General features: G+C 69.0%; 17 protein-coding genes. 12 read left to right on the top strand and 5 right to left on the bottom strand.

The genetic code is table 11. The features are described from left to right. The first annotated feature begins 109 nt into the window (after nt 1-109). Nucleotides 110-2,263, top strand: coding sequence for an MMPL family transporter (locus HCJ94_RS08610; protein WP_168000439.1), 2,154 nt, complete (start codon nt 110-112; stop codon nt 2,261-2,263). Nucleotides 2,264-2,458: 195 nt separating this feature from the next. Here the strand turns inward: HCJ94_RS08610 and HCJ94_RS08615 are convergent, their stop codons facing one another. From HCJ94_RS08615 to HCJ94_RS30025, 3 genes are all read right to left on the bottom strand, one after another. Further along, nucleotides 2,459-3,367, bottom strand: coding sequence for an HNH endonuclease (locus HCJ94_RS08615; RefSeq protein ID WP_205800909.1), 909 nt, complete (start codon nt 3,365-3,367; stop codon nt 2,459-2,461). A 98-nt stretch (nt 3,368-3,465) separates the two neighbouring features. After that, entirely contained in the window at nt 3,466-4,038 is a 573-nt protein-coding gene (locus tag HCJ94_RS08620) for a GNAT family N-acetyltransferase (RefSeq protein ID WP_168000440.1), read from the bottom strand. Further along, nucleotides 4,038-5,480 carry a helix-turn-helix domain-containing protein gene (locus HCJ94_RS30025; protein ID WP_309227194.1) on the bottom strand — a complete coding sequence of 481 codons (1,443 nt, stop codon included), beginning with the start codon at nt 5,478-5,480 and terminating at the stop codon, nt 4,038-4,040. The genes HCJ94_RS08620 and HCJ94_RS30025 overlap by 1 nt, the downstream gene beginning before the upstream one ends. Before the next feature lie 185 nt (nt 5,481-5,665). On the opposite strand from HCJ94_RS30025, the gene HCJ94_RS08630 reads away from it, so the two are divergent. The 11 genes from HCJ94_RS08630 (at nt 5,666) to HCJ94_RS08680 (ending at nt 15,070) form a co-directional block, all read left to right on the top strand. Further along, nucleotides 5,666-6,136: a glycine-rich domain-containing protein gene (locus HCJ94_RS08630; RefSeq protein ID WP_240944061.1), complete on the top strand. Its 471-nt coding sequence runs from the start codon at nt 5,666-5,668 to the stop codon at nt 6,134-6,136. A gap of 63 nt (nt 6,137-6,199) precedes the next feature. After that, entirely contained in the window at nt 6,200-7,003 is an 804-nt protein-coding gene (locus HCJ94_RS08635) for a hypothetical protein (RefSeq protein WP_168000441.1), read from the top strand. A 177-nt stretch (nt 7,004-7,180) separates the two neighbouring features. Then, entirely contained in the window at nt 7,181-7,435 is a 255-nt protein-coding gene (locus tag HCJ94_RS08640; RefSeq protein WP_168000442.1) for a hypothetical protein, read from the top strand. Then, nucleotides 7,432-7,695 carry a DivIVA domain-containing protein gene (locus tag HCJ94_RS08645; protein ID WP_168000443.1) on the top strand — a complete coding sequence of 88 codons (264 nt, stop codon included), beginning with the start codon at nt 7,432-7,434 and terminating at the stop codon, nt 7,693-7,695. Before HCJ94_RS08640 ends, HCJ94_RS08645 begins: the two co-directional genes overlap by 4 nt. Next, complete coding sequence (locus HCJ94_RS08650) at nt 7,692-7,943, top strand: hypothetical protein (RefSeq protein WP_168000444.1); 252 nt, start codon at nt 7,692-7,694, stop codon at nt 7,941-7,943. The genes HCJ94_RS08645 and HCJ94_RS08650 overlap by 4 nt, the downstream gene beginning before the upstream one ends. Before the next feature lie 5 nt (nt 7,944-7,948). Beyond that, nucleotides 7,949-8,128, top strand: coding sequence for a hypothetical protein (locus HCJ94_RS08655; RefSeq protein ID WP_168000445.1), 180 nt, complete (start codon nt 7,949-7,951; stop codon nt 8,126-8,128). 20 nt (nt 8,129-8,148) lie between these two features. Continuing rightward, entirely contained in the window at nt 8,149-8,337 is a 189-nt protein-coding gene (locus tag HCJ94_RS08660) for a hypothetical protein (RefSeq protein WP_168000446.1), read from the top strand. A 103-nt stretch (nt 8,338-8,440) separates the two neighbouring features. Further along, nucleotides 8,441-9,898, top strand: coding sequence for a DUF3375 domain-containing protein (locus HCJ94_RS08665; protein ID WP_205800910.1), 1,458 nt, complete (start codon nt 8,441-8,443; stop codon nt 9,896-9,898). Further along, complete coding sequence (locus HCJ94_RS08670) at nt 9,898-10,497, top strand: DUF4194 domain-containing protein (RefSeq protein ID WP_205800911.1); 600 nt, start codon at nt 9,898-9,900, stop codon at nt 10,495-10,497. Before HCJ94_RS08665 ends, HCJ94_RS08670 begins: the two co-directional genes overlap by 1 nt. Continuing rightward, a complete protein-coding gene (locus tag HCJ94_RS08675) occupies nt 10,494-13,892 on the top strand; it encodes an ATP-binding protein (RefSeq protein ID WP_168000447.1) in 3,399 nt (1,132 codons plus the stop codon). Before HCJ94_RS08670 ends, HCJ94_RS08675 begins: the two co-directional genes overlap by 4 nt. Further along, the gene (locus HCJ94_RS08680; RefSeq protein WP_168000448.1) at nt 13,889-15,070 is read left to right on the top strand and encodes a Wadjet anti-phage system protein JetD domain-containing protein; all 1,182 of its coding nucleotides are present in this window, start codon (nt 13,889-13,891) and stop codon (nt 15,068-15,070) included. The genes HCJ94_RS08675 and HCJ94_RS08680 overlap by 4 nt, the downstream gene beginning before the upstream one ends. 151 nt (nt 15,071-15,221) lie before the next feature. On the opposite strand, the gene HCJ94_RS08685 is transcribed toward HCJ94_RS08680, so the two are convergent. Both HCJ94_RS08685 and HCJ94_RS08690 read right to left on the bottom strand, forming a co-directional pair. Next, complete coding sequence (locus HCJ94_RS08685) at nt 15,222-15,902, bottom strand: TetR/AcrR family transcriptional regulator (RefSeq protein ID WP_373684223.1); 681 nt, start codon at nt 15,900-15,902, stop codon at nt 15,222-15,224. After that, nucleotides 15,817-16,254, bottom strand: a complete 438-nt coding sequence (locus HCJ94_RS08690; RefSeq protein WP_168000449.1) for a MerR family transcriptional regulator — start codon at nt 16,252-16,254, stop codon at nt 15,817-15,819. The genes HCJ94_RS08685 and HCJ94_RS08690 overlap by 86 nt, the downstream gene beginning before the upstream one ends. Nucleotides 16,255-16,301 lie beyond the last annotated feature (47 nt).

The following is a 16,301-nucleotide window of genomic DNA, read 5'->3' on the forward strand; positions in this document are numbered from 1 at the left end:
TGCGTGCCGCCGGTAGGCTGCACACCGGGTAGCGACGGCTGCCCGGCAGGGTGACGAGCCGGCGGCCGGGGGCCCAGACGTCGGTTGTGCCGAACAGACGGGGGATTCCATGTTCGAGCGGCTGGGCAGATTCGTCGTACGCAGAGCGTGGTGGGTGATCGCCGGCTGGCTGCTCGCGGCGCTCGCCATCATCTTCACCGCACCGTCGCTCGGCGACATCACCTCCGCCGACCAGGAGAGCTTCCTGCCCAGCTCCTACGAGTCCGTGCAGGCCACCGAGCTCGGCCAGAAGGCATTTCCGCAGGCGGCCACTGCGACCGCGATCATCGTGGTCAAACGCGCCGACGGGCAGCCGCTCACACCGGCGGACGAGGCGAAGGTGGGCCAGCTCGCCCAGGCGCTCAAGGCCGAGAACATCCCGCACACGTCCGGCTACCTGACCGGTCCGCAGGCGGTCGCACCGGACAAGTCGGTGCAGGTGGTGAACGTCGGGCTCGACGCCCCCACCCCGGACGACCCGGGGCTGCTCGACGCCGTACGCGACATGCGGGCCGCCATCGGCCCGGAGCTTCAGGGCAGCGGGCTGACCGCCGGCGTGGCCGGCGACGTGGCGAGCTTCGTCGACAACGAGGACACCTTCAACCAGGCCTTCTCCGTGGTCGGCATCGCGACGATCATCCTGATCATCGGACTGATCCTGGCCATCTTCCGCAGCCCGATCGCCGCGCTGCTGCCCATCGTGGTCATCAGCGTCGTCATGAGCGTCACGACCGGGCTCGTCGCCGCCGTGGGTAAGGCGTTCGATCTCAATGTCAGCCAGGACCTGCAGACGATCCTGCTGATCGTGCTGTTCGGCATCGGCACCGACTACATCCTGTTCCTGCTCTTCCGCTACCGCGAGCGGCTGCGCGCCGGTGACGACAAGCGCACCGCGATGATCGTCTCCGTCCAGCGGGTCGGCGAGGTCATCACGTCGGCCGCGGGAGCGGTCATCGTCGCGTTCCTGGTGCTGCTCCTCGCCTCCCTGGGCTTCTTCGGCTCACTCGGCCCGGCGCTTGCGATCGCCGTCGGCGTCATGCTGATCACGTCGCTCACGCTCATCCCGGCGGTCGTCTCGCTGCTCGGCCGGTACGTCTTCTGGCCGTCCAAGGCCTGGCAGCGTCCGCCCAAGGCCACGATGTCGCACCGTCTCGGCAACCTCATCGGGCGCCGGCCGGCGCTCGTCGCGGCGGCATCCGGCGCCCTGCTGGTCGCGCTCGCCGCGGGCGTGCTCGGCTACAAGGCCGACTACGACTTCAGCGCCGGCTTCCCCAAGGACACCGAGTCGGCGAAGGCCGCGCAGGACCTGCAGCGCGGGTTCGCCGCCGGCGCGCTCGCCCCCACCGAGGTCTACCTGACCACCGGCAACGGGACGCCGCTCACCGACCAACAGGTCACCGACTTCGCGGCGGCAGCGGCGAACGCCCCGGGCGTGGGCCAGGCACAGCCCCCGGAGCGCGGCAGCGACCCGAGTGTCGCCCGCTTCAACCTGCTGCTGAACGAGAACCCGGTCTCCAACGAGGCGATCACGCTCGTCCGCGACGACCTGCGCGACGCCGTGCACGCGGCCGCTCCACCCGGCACCCGGGCGCTGGTTGGCGGGACCACCGCGATCTTCGCCGACATCAACTCGGCGAACAACCGCGACCTGTCGGTGATCCTGCCGGTGGCGGCCGGCCTGATCGCGCTTATCCTCGCGTTGCTGCTGCGCAGCCTGGTCGCGCCGATCTACCTCGTGATCGCGGTGCTGCTGAACTTCGCCGCGACGCTGGGCGCGACGGTCTACCTCTTCCAGGGGGTGCAGGACCAGCCCGGCGTGACCTTCCAGCTGCCGATCATCCTGTACCTCTTCGTGGTGGCGATCGGGACCGACTACAACATCCTGATGATCGCCCGGCTGCGGGAGGAGGCGCGGGAGGGCAACGAGCCGCGCCGGGCGGCTGCCATCGGGGTGGAGCATGCGGGGCCGACGGTGGCCGCGGCTGGTTTGATCCTTGCCGGGACGTTCGCGGTGCTGATGTTGGCGCCGATCTCGTTCCTGCAGCAGATGGGGTTCGCGGTGGCGATCGGGATTGTGTTGTCGGCGTTTGTGATGTCGATGTTCTTCGTGCCGGCGTTGACGGCGTTGATCGGGCACAAGGCGTGGTGGCCGGGGCATGGGGACGAGCGGCCGATCAGTGGGCCGCATGCACCGCCGGAGCCGGCGAGCGTGGTCGGGGCGTAGCGGGCGGCGTAGCCATCCCGGCGGCTCAGAAGAACACGGCGTCGCCGGGGCCGTCCGGCTGCCGCTGTGATCAGATGGGTTGCCAATGCTGCGGCCACGGGTAACCTACTGCGTACCTCACTGCTGCTTGATCCATTGTTGCTGTGCTGCTCGATGCAACGTGCAGGCGCTGCCATCTAAGGTCCGCGTTTGTCGTCAGGCGGCCTTCCGAAACTGTTCGTACCGAATCTCAAGTCTGTCACGGTCCGGGCGGGCCGAACGGTCCCGAGGAAGCGAAATCAGTCTTCCATGCATCTCTTGGATGCCATGACGCAACATTGGGCCGTCGACTTCGGCGAGAATGTCTTTGCGTACTTCAACCACGTGGTCCGGACGAATGCCGAGGATGCCCTGATCGAACGTTGCATGGTGAATCTTGCAAAGAGCCAATCCATTTGGCACGACAGGCTCGCCCTGGGGTTGGCCGTCCGGAATGATGTGAGCAGCCTCAAGTAGGGATCGATGCCGGAGCTGGCATACGGAGCAGCTCGCACCGTACGCCTGTAGTACCCGGGCGCGGAAGAGCGGCTGATGGAGCCGTAGCTTGGTTAACCTTTCAACGTAGCGCCGCCGATCGGGCTCAAGGACGGCACCGGGTTCCACAAGCTTCTGGTCTTCGTCGAGCGCGACTGCGAACTGGAGTTCCTTACGCTCGTCGGCGATTAACCATACCGGGTGCCTTGGCAAATACACGCCCGGGGCGATACCGACAAACCAGATCAGGGGAAGGTCGAGTTCGTAGGCGCGGCGCAGTGCTACGTTTTCTGGGTGATTAGGATTGTCGCCACGATATTTGTACCGCAGTAGGCCATCTGGTCCTTCGCGGTCTTCGTACGGTGGTGACTGCCCTGGTGGCGTAAATGTGGTACGGAATGACAGGGCGGCGTCAAGTAGGGCCGGCTTGCGGATGCCGCGTTGCCGGTCAAGTAAGGGGATTCGAATTCCTTCAAACGTGAATTCCGCCAATTCCGCGTGTGTTGCCAGCTCACCTTGACTGCGTGTGCGCTCCATGAGCCACTCACTGGCGGCTGCTCGCAACCGAGCGTCGAAGGCTGCATCAACCATGATCCGCATGGTGCCACTAGCAGCGGATGCGGTCTCTCCATCGAACGGCCACAGCGTTGGCAGCGTTGACAGGGTCAGTCCTAGAGGGTCATGTCACGTCAGACGGTAGCGTCGGGAAGTGTTGGGGCCGTGCAGTCTCGCGTCCGAGTGAGCACGAGGTAGGCCGGCGCATTCGCCCAGTTTGGCCGGAGATGGGTAACGCCCTTCCAACCCCAACGCTTGTAGGCCTGTAGGGCGACGACGTTGTCGGGACGAACCAGCAGGGTGGCGCGCTCCTCGGTCCGGCTGCTCATCAGCTCGTCGTGAAGGGCTCGGGCTATGCCTCGTCGCTGCCACGCGCGGCGTACCAGCAACTCGCTTACGGCAAAGGTTCGCTGGCCAGTCTCCTCGGTGAAGCCGGCCGGCACCGGCTCCTGGATGCCATCCCACCACCGCGTGTCCGGCGCCAACGGGAACCCGTAGATGTATCCCACCAAATCGCCGTCGACCGTCGCCGTCACGAGCTCCCAGCCAGGCCATGGCATGTGCGCGGCGAGCTGCTTCCGGTACCGCTCAGCGTTGTACAGCGGTCCGTCGTTCGCATGGGCGTCCAGGTAGATGTCGACGAGCTGGTCAACCAACGGCTGGGCTTCCTCAGCCGTGTAGTGCCGCAGCCGCAGGTCTTCCTGCATCACGCCAGCGTCCCGTCGTGAGCGTCGATGAACTCCCGAACGCGGGGGAGCGAGGTGCCTGCCCCCGCAAGATCGGATCGCACTTCGGCCAGCAGCGCGCTTACTCGCCCCGACCGCACCCGCCCCACTTCCGGCAGCGCCTTCAGACCCGCCTCTGCTGCGCTCTCAAAGTCACCTTGCCGGTTCGCTGCCCGAGCGAACTGGACCGTGTAGTAGAGCTGGTTCCGGCGGTGAGTTCCAGCCGGCGTAGCTGTGACGGACCTGAAGCAGATGGCGGCACGATCGGCGCGGCCAAGTACGAGGTACGAAAGCCCTTGGATGCCGGTCACCTCCTGGGCCGTCACGAAGGTGATGAACGGCAGGTCGTCCTCGTGCTCACCGCCGTCGAAGGCCCGCCGCACCCTGGTCATCTCGCGTTCGTAGCCGAGACTGTCCTGAAGCGTGGCGTGCGCGTGTGCGGCACGCAGGTGCAGCAACGTGCGCAATCTAGGCGTTGCCCATCCGGCGGACGCACGCAGTGCAGCTTCGGCACACTGGGCCGCCTCGCTCGGCCGGTCCTGCCGCAGGAGTAGCGACATACATGCCAGTGCCCGTACCTCAACTCGTGAGTCGTCGGCGATCCGGGCACGTGCGATGGCTTCATTCAGGTAGGGACGAGCTTCTGCCCGCCGGTTCGCGTCGATGGCGAGCCAGGCTGCCTGGATCGCCAGTTCAGCCAGGGCGCTCTGCAGCGCGTCGCCCACCGATCGGCTGTACGACGCCTTGGCCGCCCAGGCCGACAACCGGTCGTGCGCATGGATCGCTACGTCGCAGAGCGCATCAGCGCCCATCTGCGCGTCCGCTCTGCGGAACTCCTCGACAAGAGTCGAGGCGTAGCGCACGTGATCCATGCCGATGCTGGTGGGTGTGGTGGCCCGCGAAGTGAGCAGGTCGATGCAGCCACTGGCGTGGAGACCAGCGAGTGCGGCCAGGGCATGAAACTGCCGGCGGTTCGTGGTGCCACCTTCTTCGAGGGCCTTCGGGGCCAGGTCGACGGGCCTGACAGTCGCCACAGTACGACTGCCCGGAAGAGAGAACCACAACGCTGACGGCGGGATGTGCAGGAGCTGTGCCCAGTGGGCGAGCCGGTCGAGGTGCACCATCGGCGGACCGTTCTCCACGCGGCTGAGCTGCGCCTGCGTGATGCCCAGCCAGCCCGCCACCACGGCCTGCGGCAACGCCGCCCGCCCGTGGTACGGGTGGTGCCGGTACGCCCGGATCACCCGCCCGAGATGCCGCTCCGCCAAGGCTGCCCGCAGTGGCGGGTGCGACCAGAACGTCGCCGGAACCTCCGGCGGTGCGCTCAGCCGGACGCGTTCGGCGGCCTGGCAGGGCGCGCAGCGTCCGCTGTCGTTGTCGCGGGCCAGGCGTCCCCCGCAGCGGGGGCAGTTCGCAGGTGTCACCGGCAACCTCGCCGTTCGCGGGTGGCTGTGTCCATTGCGCTCTGTCGAGCCTAACCATTCAAACCGTTTCTAGGGTTCGCGGTATACGCGCCACGTATATCGACGATCCTCGCGCCGTCATGCCGATCGCGGCCAGTCCGCCGGAGCCTGCCGGTGAGGCAATCCACGCCGACGGAAGGAACAGGATGCTCACCATCGACCGGGTCGGAAGCGGCCGAGCGCTCGTCTCCGACGACCTGTTCGCCCAGTTGACCGCCCGCATCGCCCGCGACCACCCCGAACTGGCCCCCGACCTGCCGGCCCGGATCCTGGACCAGGCGCTCGCCTTCCTCGCCGCCTGCGCCACCGCCACCGAGCCGCTCGGCCCGAGCGACCTGGTGGACATCGGCTGGCACGCGTTCATCCTGTACACCCGCGAGTACGCCGACTTCTGCCAGCGCATCGCCGGCCGGTTCATCCACCACCAGCCCGAACCGACCCCGGACGACCCGCCCTCCGGACCCGAGCCGATCGGCGCTCCGATCTCCCGTACGGTCGCGGCAATCACCGCCGCCGGATTCGCCCTCGACCACGAGCTGTGGGGTGGCTCGGCCGCCGACTGCTCCTCAAAGTGCAGCCAGTGCCACGCCGGCTGCACCGACAGCCCCACTCGATAGGCAGCTCACCAGCGGTCCCGGGCATACACTGCCCGGGACCGCTCGCCGTCGGGAGGCCACCGCATGCCGCGCCGCCGCCACTGGCATGAGCTTCCCGACGAGGTACGCCGGCAGGTCGAACACCACAGCGGCACCATCCACGCCGCGTATTCGATCCCGATCGGTGCGTCCTGCGAGCTCGCGGCCGTCCTCGATACCGATACTGGCCGCATCTTCTGCAAGGGCGGCGACAGCGACGGCCCGAGCGCATGGCTCTACCGCAACGAGGCCCGCGTCAATCCACACCTGCCCGACGTGGTGCCTCGCCTCCGGTGGGCGATCGAGGAGGAGGGCTGGCTGCTCCTCGGGTTCGAGTACGCCGCCGGCCGCCACCCCGACCTGGGCCCGGGATCGCCCGACCTGCTTCCGGTGGCGCAGCTGCTGAGCGCCCTGAACTGTCAGCTGACCCCGGCTCCGCCCATCCCGGTGCAGCGATTCGCGGATCGGTGGCGGGACCTCATCGCCCCCGAACTGGTCGACGGCGACACGCTCCTGCACACCGACCTGACGCCGCGGAACTTCCTGCTAGCCGACCGGCTGCGGCTCGTCGACTGGTCCAGCCCGGCGGGCGGCGCGGCGTGGATCGACACTGCCTTCATGCTGGTACGCCTCATCCGCGCCGGCCACAAACCGGCCGCCGCCGAGGCGTGGGCCCGGCAGATCCCGGCGTGGGCGCAGGCGTCCGACGAGGTAGTGAACGCGTTCGCCGACGGGCTGGTGCGCCTCTGGGAACGCAAGCAGCAGGCAGCGCCCGGTCCCCACCACGAGCCACTTCTCGATGCCGCCCGTCAGTGGCAGGCCTACCGGAGTGGTGCCAACAGTCGGTAGAGCAGCCGCATACGAGCCGTGCATATTGGCTACCTCGCGCACGTCATACGGTCTGCCGCACTGATCCACAACCCTGCGATGGAGGCCCGGGGCGGGTGCTGGGCTCCGGCGGCGTCGAACCGAACGACGAGCGCCGTCCCCGCCCGCCTCGGTGCCCTACCAACGCGAGGGAGGGACATGGACTCGATCGACGAGGTGCTCGGCGAGCTGCCGCTGCCGCTGTACGTCACCGCGGAGGACGTCGGCTTCGCCGTCAAGGCGCTGACCGTGCACGCGCCCGAGCAGTGGCCCGACGGCCCGCGCTGCCGCAACGACCGGGCACCGCACCCGTGCCGACTGCACCGCTGGGGCCAACGCGTCCTCGACCAGCGCGGCCTCACCGACCGGCAGGTTCAGGCGCTGATCGCCGAGCAGGAGGCACCGCAGCGATGATCTATGTGACCGGCGTACGCCTGCAGGCGCACCACGTCCGCACCGCCACCTTCGACACCCGCTGGCGCGGCCTCGACCCGAGCCAGGTGCACGACTACCTCAACCGGATCGCCGACGAACTCGACCGCCTCCACCGGGAGCTGACCACCACGAACACCGAAGCGGAACGCATCCGCCAGGCGCTGCGCCAGTGGCAGTCCCGCCACGCCGGCTGCCGGCACACCGCTCCCGGTTCGCCTAACAGCCGGTGGCCGCGATGACCGCACCCCGCTGGATCATCCACCTGCCCACCACGCTGACCAGCCTCGACGGCGCGGTCATCCTCGCCACCGCACTCCGCGAGTCGCTCGGCCACGTCACCGCCATCGACTTCGGCGAGACCACCCTCAGTGAGGAGGATCGCCAGTTCCTGCATACCCGGGTCTGGTGTGACGCCAGGCTCGACGGCGCTGGCCGTTGCCGACGCCGCAACGACCACGACGGCCCGTGCGGGGTCACGGGGGAGTAGCCTCCGTGCATGTCCGACCCTTGATCGACGACCTGTTGGCCGGCTTCACGCCTCCCCGGCCGTACACGATGGAGGCCGCCGCCGACGCTCCCCGCGCGCCCGGCGTGCACGTGGTCCTCGAAGGCGGCACGGTCACTACGTCGGTCGGACCGGGAACCTGCGCAACCGGCTCCGGCAGCACCTGACCGGTAACCGCGAGTCGTCGGTGCTGCACGAGCAGGTCGGCAAGCTCCTCGACAAGCAGGACCCAGTGGCGACAGCCCAGGACATCGCCGGCTGGCTCGCCCAGCACGAGGTGCGCTGGCAGGAGACCGACAACCCGGAGGGTACGAAGGAAGCCCTGGTCCTGGCCCTCAAGCCCCGCTTCAACCGGCAGCTGCCGAAGCCCCGCTAAGGACAAGCAGGCCGGCCGGCCCACAGGGACCGGAGCAGAATGTCCCTCCTGGTCTCTAGCATGGGCGGCGGTTGGTTGACCGGTCAGGGACGGGCATACGGCGGTGACGATCGAGTTCGACGAGGTCGAGTGGCTGCGCCGCAACAACGCGGCGTGGCGGCTGTTGCGCGCCGACCATGCCGCTCTTGTCCTGAGCTTCCTGGGGCGGGTGTTCGTCGAGGAGAACGTTCGCTCCATCTCCGGCGTCGAGCTGACCGCGCGCTTGGAGGACGAGCTGTTCGCGCTCAACGAGCGTCTCGGTGCCGGCACCTTCCCGCGCGCCGCCAAGTCGTACCTTGACGACTGGTCACAGTCGGAGGTCGGCTGGCTGCGCAAGTACTATCCGCCCGACTCGGACGAGGTGCACTTCGACGCGACTCCGGCGGTGGAGCGAGCGCTGTCGTGGGCGCAGTCGCTGCAGGCCCGATCGTTCGTCGGTACCGAATCCCGGCTCAACATCGTGCTCGAGTTGCTGCGTCAGATGGTCTACGGCGCGGAGACCGATCCGGACGCCCGGCTGGCGGAGCTGCAGGCGCGCCGTGACGCGATCGACGCCGAGATCGCCAAGGTGCGTGCCGGTCAGGTGGAGGTGCTCGACGGAGCGGCGCAGCGAGATCGGTACCAGCAGTTCGTGACGACGGCTCGCGGGCTGCTTGCCGACTTCCGCGAGGTCGAGGCGAACTTCCGGGCGCTGGATCGGGCGCTGCGCGAGAAGATCGCCACGTGGAGCGGCTCGAAGGGCGAGCTGCTCGACGAGGTCGTCGGCAGCCGGCACGCGATCGCCGACTCCGACCAGGGGCGCAGCTTCCACGCCTTCTACGACTTCCTGCTGTCGCCACAGCGCCAGCAGGAGTTCAGCGACCTAATCGCGCGAGTGCAGTCGCTCGACGTCATCGGGGCAGCGGATCCGCGTATGCGGCGCATCCACTACGACTGGCTCGACGCGGCGGAGCGCACGCAGGCGACGGTCCGGCTGCTGTCGGAGCAGCTGCGCCGGTTCCTCGACGACCAGGTGTGGCTGGAGAATCGGCGGGTGATGGACCTCCTGCGCGGCATCGAGGCGCACGCGCTGGCACTGCGCGACCAGCCGACGCACGGGCTGGTCTTCGAGCTCGACGCGCCCGCACCGCAGATCGTGCTGCCGATGGAGCGTCCGCTGTACCGGCCTCGCGCGAAGCAGTCGCTGGACAGCACGGTCGACACCGGGGAGACCGACGTCGACGTCTCCCGGCTGTTCGAGCAGGTGCATGTCGATCCGGGCCCGTTGACCGACGCCGTGCGCGCCGCGCTGCGCCGCAGCTCCCAGGTGTCCCTGCCCGACCTGCTGGCCGCCCGCCCGCTGGAGCAGGGCCTGGCGGAGCTGGTGACGTACCTGTCGCTGCGCGATCAGGGGTTCGACGTAGTCTTCGACGAGGACCGGCGGGATCAGGTGCGGTGGCGCGATCCCGACGGGCGGACCCGGACCGCGATCCTGCCCGCCGTGTCGTTCGTGCGCCGGGTGCCGGCATTGGATGGTGTGTGATGGCCGCGACCAGAAGCGAGGAACCGAGTCTGTCCGTGGCGGCCGCCCACCTGATGAAAGGTGTCGTCTACCGCGACACGCACCCGGTGCCGTGGCATCACCTGATGCGGTTGCAGGCGCAGGTCCGCGACTACGTCGCCGTGCTCGGCCTCACCGTCGTCATCGACGAAGCGGAGGGGTACGCGTTCCTGCGCTCCCAGCCCAGCGACGACGAGGCGGACGGGCAGCCGGCGATTCCCCGGCTCATCCCTCGCCGGGCGCTGTCGTTCCACGTCAGTCTGCTGCTGGCGCTGCTGCGCAAGAAGCTCGCCGAGTTCGACGCCAGCAACGCCGACACCCGGCTGGTGCTGACCCGGCAGCAGATTGTGGACCTGTGCGCGGTCTTCCTGCCCGCGTCGACCAGCGAGGCCCGGCTGATCGACCAGATCGACACGCACATCGGCAAGGTGGTGGAGCTGGGGTTCCTGCGCCGCATCGACGACGCCGAGGCGACGTACGAGGTGCGGCGCATCATCAAGGCCTTCGTCGACGCCCAGTGGCTGGCGGACTTCGATGCGCGGCTGGCGGAGTACGCCGCCGAGCTGGGGGCGGCCCGGTGACCGAGACCCTGACCGAAGACATCACACTCGAGGTGCCGTCGGCCCTCGCCGGGTTCCGCCTGCAACGGCTCGAGCTGCACAACTGGGGCACGTTCGACGGCCGGGTCTGGACGCTGCGCCTCGACGGCGCCAACGCCCTGCTCACCGGTGACATCGGTTCCGGCAAGTCCACGGTCGTCGACGCCATCACCACGCTGCTGCTGCCGGCCAACCGGATCTCGTACAACAAGGCAGCCGGTGCCGACACGCGGGAGCGCTCCCTGCGCTCCTACGTTCAGGGCCACTACAAGTCGGAGCGCAACGAGAAGACCGGCGCCTCCGAGCCGGTCGGCCTGCGCCGCGGCTCCTGCTACTCGGTGTTGCTCGGCGTCTTCGCCGAGCCCGCCAGCGGGGCGACGGTCAGCCTGGCGCAGGTGTTCTGGCTGCACGACGGCAACCCGGGCCAGCCGGAGCGCTTCTACGTGACCGCTGGTCAGGAGTTCACGATCGCCGGCGACTTCGCCGACTTCGGCTCGGAGATCGGCCACCTGAAGCGGCGGCTGCGCCAGTCCGGCGCCAAGGTGTATGACCACTTCCCGGAGTACGGCAAGGACTTCCGCCGCCGCCTCGGCATCGCCTCGGACCAGGCGATGGAGCTGTTCCACCAGACCGTCTCGATGAAGGCGGTCGGTGACCTCAACGACTTCGTCCGCCACCACATGCTGGAGCCGTTCGACACCGGCGGCTGGATCCGGCGTCTTGTCGAGCACTTCCAGGACCTGACCAAGGCGCACGAGGCGGTCGTCAAGGCCCGCCAACAGCTGGCCGCGCTGAAGCCGCTGCTCGACGCGTGCGACGCCTACGACGCGCACGGCCAGACGATCGGCGAGCTGGACGCCAAGCGGGAGGCGCTGCCGTACTTCTGTGCCCGGGGCAAGGCCGAGCTGTACGCCGCCCGGGTCGCCGCGCACACCGCCGAGCTCGCGGAGCTGCGTGCGCAGTTGTCCGCCACCCGGGCCCGGCTGGCCGACCTGGACGTCGAGCGGCAGCGCCTGGAGCTCGAGCGCGCCGGGCACGGCGGTGACCGGATCGCCGACCTAGAACGGCAGATCACCGAGGCCGAGGGCACCCGCGACGAGCGGTGGCGCCGGTTCGAGCGGTTCAGCGGGCTGTTGGCCGACGCGGGCCTCCCGCCGGTGGAGGCGATCGAGCAGTTCACCGCCCGGCAACGGGAGGTAGCCGACGAGTTGACCGGCGCCGAGGAGCAGCGCGCCGGCCTGCAGAACGACCTGACCGACGCCGCGGTGCGGGTGCGAGAGCTGGAGCAGCAGGAGAGCGAGGTGAACGCCGAGCTGCGCAGCCTGCAGGAGCGGCGCACCAACATCCCCCGGCGCAACCTGGAGCTGCGGGCGCGCATCTGCGCTGAGCTGGATTTGCCGGAGGCGGCGTTGCCGTTCGCGGGCGAGCTGATCCAGGTCCGGGTCGACGCCGCCGACTGGGAGGGGGCGGCGGAGCGGCTGCTGCGCGGTTTCGCGCTGTCGATCCTGGTGCCGGACGAGCATTACCCGGCCGTGGCCGGCTGGGTCGACCGCCGTCATCTCGGCGGCCGGCTCGTCTACTACCGGGTACCGGCGACCCTGCCCCGGCAGGCGGAGCCGCTGCCCGCCGACGCCGGCCGGCAGCTCGTCGCCAAGCTGGAACTGAAGGAATCACCATTCCGGCCCTGGCTGGAACGCCAGCTGCGCCGCCGTGCCGGCTACGAGTGCGTGCAGACGATCGAGGAGTTCCGCCGGGCCGAACGGGCCATCACCCGGGCCGGGCAGGTCAAGGACACCGGCGGCCGGCACGAGAAGGACGACCGCAGCCGCATCGACGACCGCAGCACGTACGTGTTGGGCTGGAGCATCGAGCAGAAGATCGACGCACTGCTCGCCAAGGCGCGCGCACTCACCACCGACAAGGCTCGGGCAGCGACGGCCAGGGAAGCGGTCGTCGACCGGCTCGGCGCGCTCAACCGCCGGCTCGACGTGCTGAGCAAGCTCGTCGAGTTCACCGATTTCACCGACGTCGACTGGCAGTCCTCCGCGCAGCGGGTGCGGCGGCTGCGCCAGGAGAAGCAGCAGCTGGAACGCTCCTCCCGGGCGCTGGAGCGGGTCACCGCCCAGCTGAAGACGGTGCTCGAGGCGATCGACGGCAGCAGCGCCGAGCGCGACGACCTGCAGCGCCGGGTCGCCCAGACCGACGTACATCTGGAACAGGCCCAGCACGGCCGGCGCGACGCGGAGGCGCTGCTGAGCGAGCCGGCCGCGCGGGAGGCGGAGCGCTGGTACGCAGCGATCGCCGAACTCGCCGGCGACACGACGCTGCCCAGCCCTGAGGACTATGACCAGCTGCGGAGCGTCACCGAGGACCGGCTCACCAAGGACCGCAACGACGCTGCCCACCGGCAGGCCCTGGCCGGCAACCGTGCAGTCAGCCGCATGATGGACTTCCGCAACACCTACCCCGTGGAGGCCGCCGAGCTGGACAGCTCGATGCAGTCGGCGCCAGAGTACCGGGCAATGCACGAGCGGCTGGTCCGCGACGACCTGCCGCGTTTCGAGAACGAGTTCAAGACGTACCTCAACACCAACACCATCCGCGACATCGCCGGGTTCCACTCCCGGCTGCACAAACAGGCCGACCTCATCCGGGAACGCATCGACACGATCAACCGGTCGCTGGTGGGCATCGATTACAACGACGGCCGGTACATCCGGCTGGAAGGCAACCGCACGCCCAACGTGGAGATCCGCGAGTTCATCAACGACCTGCGCGCCTGCACCGAGAACTCGCTCGCCCGCGACGACGGTGACCAGTACTCCGAGCAGAAGTTCCTGCAGGTCAAGCAGCTCATCGAACGGTTCCGCGGCCGTCCGGGGTTCACCGACATCGACAAGGCGTGGGCGCGGCGGGTGACCGATGTGCGCAACTGGTTCGTCTTCTCCGCCTCCGAGCGGTGGCGGGAGGACGACAGCGAGCACGAAACCTACAGCGACTCCGGCGGCAAGTCGGGCGGGCAGAAGGAGAAGCTCGCCTACACCATCCTCGCCGCGTCGCTGGCGTACCAGTTCAAGCTCGACCTGACCACCGACCCCGGCCAGACCTTCCGCTTCGTGGTCATCGATGAGGCGTTCGGCCGGGGCTCCGACGAGTCGACGCGGTTCGCGCTCGCGCTGTTCCGGCGGCTCGGGCTGCAACTGCTCATCGTCACCCCACTGCAGAAGATCCACGTGATCGAGCCGTACGTCTCCGCCGTTGGTTTCGTCGACAACCCCACCGGCAGCAACTCGCGGCTGCGCAGCCTCACCATCGAGGAGTACCACCAGCAGCGTGAGACGCACCAGCTCGCCCACCTGATCACCGTCGGGGAGTGACAGTGCCGGCGTCGCGCTGGTCCACCCCGACGGACCTGCTGACAAAGGTGCGCCGGCGGTGGAACTCCGGCGAGCTGCTCAGCGCGTACGCGCGGCAGCGGTGGGAGCCGATCGTCGTGCCGCTGCGAGCGCCGACCGCGGTCGAGTTGGCGGAGAACTTCGGCGCGGCCCAGGACTGGCTCGTCGCGTGGCAGGCCGTCGACCCGGCCCTGGTGCGCCTCGAATGGAAACGCGTCGGCGGGCGACTTGTCGGCCGCAACGAGGTGCCGTACCGGGCCGTCATCGACAGTCCTGACCAGGTGTGGGCGCTGCTGCGGGTAAGGCGGCAGGTGGAGACGTTCGTGCGGCTGCTGGAGGCTACGCTTCCGGCTGCGCCCGCCCTGGTCGAGTGGATGACCGCCGAGCCGATGAAGGTCCTGGACAACGAGCAGAGCTGGGCCCGCCTGGTCGACGTCGTCCGTTGGATCGACCGGCACCCCACGAAGGAGCTCTACGTGCGGCAGATCGACGTCCCCGGCGTGGACACCAAGTTCATCGAGCAGCACCGCGGCGTCCTGGCCCAGCTGCTGGACCGGCAGCTGGCACCCGAGCGGATCGATACGGCAAAGCCCCCGGCCCGGTTCGCCGAGCGGTACCGGTTCCGCACCAAGCCCACGTACGTGCGGCTGCGCGCGCTTGCCCGCCCCATCCCGGCGGCGCTCGGTCCGTTCAGCGAGGTGACGGTCCGGGTCGACGAGTTGGCGCGCACTCCGCTCGACCTTGACCGGGTGCTCGTCGTGGAGAACGAGACTACGTACCTGGCCCTTCCGCCGATGCCGGACACTGTTGCGGTCTTCGGCGGCGGCTACGCGGTCCGCGCGCTGGCGCCGCTGACCTGGCTGCACGACCGGGAGCTGAGCTACTGGGGCGACATTGACACCCACGGGTTTGCCATCCTCGACCGGCTCCGCCAGGTGTTTCCGCACACGACGTCGGTGCTGATGGACTCCGCGACGTTGCTAGGTCACCGGGAACATTGGGGCCGGGAGGCTACCCCGGTTGCGGTGGAACTCGCCCACCTGACGCCCGCGGAGTCGCAGCTGTACCGCGATCTGGTCGCCAACCGGTACGCATCCGCCTTGCGATTGGAGCAGGAGCGGATTCGGTTCAGCGCCGTGGAACGAGTGCTGACCGATTGACGCGACTCGGAGTCCGGGCACTTCCGGCCGGGTCGCGTAACCTGCGGCGGGTCGAAGGACAGCGGAATCTCCGGGAGGCTGCTCGATACGGAGATGGTCAAATCCTAACGTCCAGCCGGGTGCTTTAGATTCTTCGCCTTTCGTTTGACCCTCAGGCCGTGGCCGGGCCACTCGCTGTGCCCGGCGATCTGGGTGACGAGGAAAGCCGAGCCGCTCTGCTTGGCCGTTCGGGGATGCGGCCGCTCTCGGTCAGAGCTGCGATGCCGTGCAACGCGCTCCAGGTGACTTCGGCGAACAGTTCGCGTCGCTGATTGTCCGGGCGGAAGCAGCTCACGAACTCATCGAAGGCGGCGCGCAGTGGGGGCGGCGTCTCGGCGTGCGCGAACTTCACGCCGGTCGGCAGGATGAACCTGGCCGGGCTGCTCGGTCGCGAACTCCAGGTAGGCGCGGCAGACGGCGTGCACTGCCTGAGGCGGCTCCGGGGTGTCCAGCCGGGCACGGCCCAGGCGGGCGCCAGTTCACCGAAGCCTTCGATGGCGACGGCCCGCATGATGGCGTCCTTGCCGTTGAGGTGGCTGTAAAGCACTGGCTGGCTGTACTCCACGCGCTCGGCCAGCCTCCGCGTTGTCACCGCCTCCCACCCTTCGGCCTCGGCCAGTTCCCGGGCGGCCGTGATGAACAGCTGATGGCGCTGAGCGCGTTCGCGTTCGCGGCGTTCGGAGATGGGCGGTGCCGCAACCGCAGCGTCAGCCGTGGTCCAGGGCCTCCGCCAGATCCACCCCGTCCAGCCGGGCCAGCACCATGGCCTGGAAGTGAGGGCAGGTCTGATAATCCGGCTGCCGGCACCGGAGCGCGTGTTCCAGCATCGTCTGCGACAGCGTCAGCCGGGCGATGCGCTGCCGCACCTGCGCCAGCTGGGCACGCAGCACCTCCCGCCGCTGGTTCCGGTCCGGGGCGGTGAACAGCTCGCGCAACTGCTCCAGGCTGAATCCGGCGTCCTTGCCCAGCAGGATCTCCGCCACCCGGGTCACCTGCGCCGGCCCGTACACCCGCCGCCCCGCCACCCGCCGCGCCGGGGACAGCAACCCCATGTCCTCCCAGTGCCGCAACACGTGCGTGGCCAGCCCGAAACGGGCCGCCAGCTCCCCGATCGAGTACTCCACCACCGTCTCCCCGGAGTTCATGTGCACCATGGAAGCAGCTGGGTTGACTTCAGGTTGACCTGAAGTCG

It is taken from the genome of Micromonospora thermarum (genome assembly GCF_012034245.1).
Lineage (GTDB): Bacteria > Actinomycetota > Actinomycetes > Mycobacteriales > Micromonosporaceae > Micromonospora > Micromonospora thermarum.

Coding starts and splice junctions, on each gene's coding strand:
- HCJ94_RS08690 (WP_168000449.1), bottom strand. CDS start 16,254: ATGAACTCCGGGGAGACGGTGGTGGAGTACTCGATCGGGGAGCTGGCG.
- HCJ94_RS08615 (WP_205800909.1), bottom strand. CDS start 3,367: ATGGTTGATGCAGCCTTCGACGCTCGGTTGCGAGCAGCCGCCAGTGAG.
- HCJ94_RS08640 (WP_168000442.1), top strand. CDS start 7,181: ATGGACTCGATCGACGAGGTGCTCGGCGAGCTGCCGCTGCCGCTGTAC.
- HCJ94_RS08610 (WP_168000439.1), top strand. CDS start 110: ATGTTCGAGCGGCTGGGCAGATTCGTCGTACGCAGAGCGTGGTGGGTG.
- HCJ94_RS08630 (WP_240944061.1), top strand. CDS start 5,666: ATGCTCACCATCGACCGGGTCGGAAGCGGCCGAGCGCTCGTCTCCGAC.
- HCJ94_RS08635 (WP_168000441.1), top strand. CDS start 6,200: ATGCCGCGCCGCCGCCACTGGCATGAGCTTCCCGACGAGGTACGCCGG.
- HCJ94_RS08620 (WP_168000440.1), bottom strand. CDS start 4,038: ATGCAGGAAGACCTGCGGCTGCGGCACTACACGGCTGAGGAAGCCCAG.
- HCJ94_RS08645 (WP_168000443.1), top strand. CDS start 7,432: ATGATCTATGTGACCGGCGTACGCCTGCAGGCGCACCACGTCCGCACC.
- HCJ94_RS08650 (WP_168000444.1), top strand. CDS start 7,692: ATGACCGCACCCCGCTGGATCATCCACCTGCCCACCACGCTGACCAGC.
- HCJ94_RS08670 (WP_205800911.1), top strand. CDS start 9,898: ATGGCCGCGACCAGAAGCGAGGAACCGAGTCTGTCCGTGGCGGCCGCC.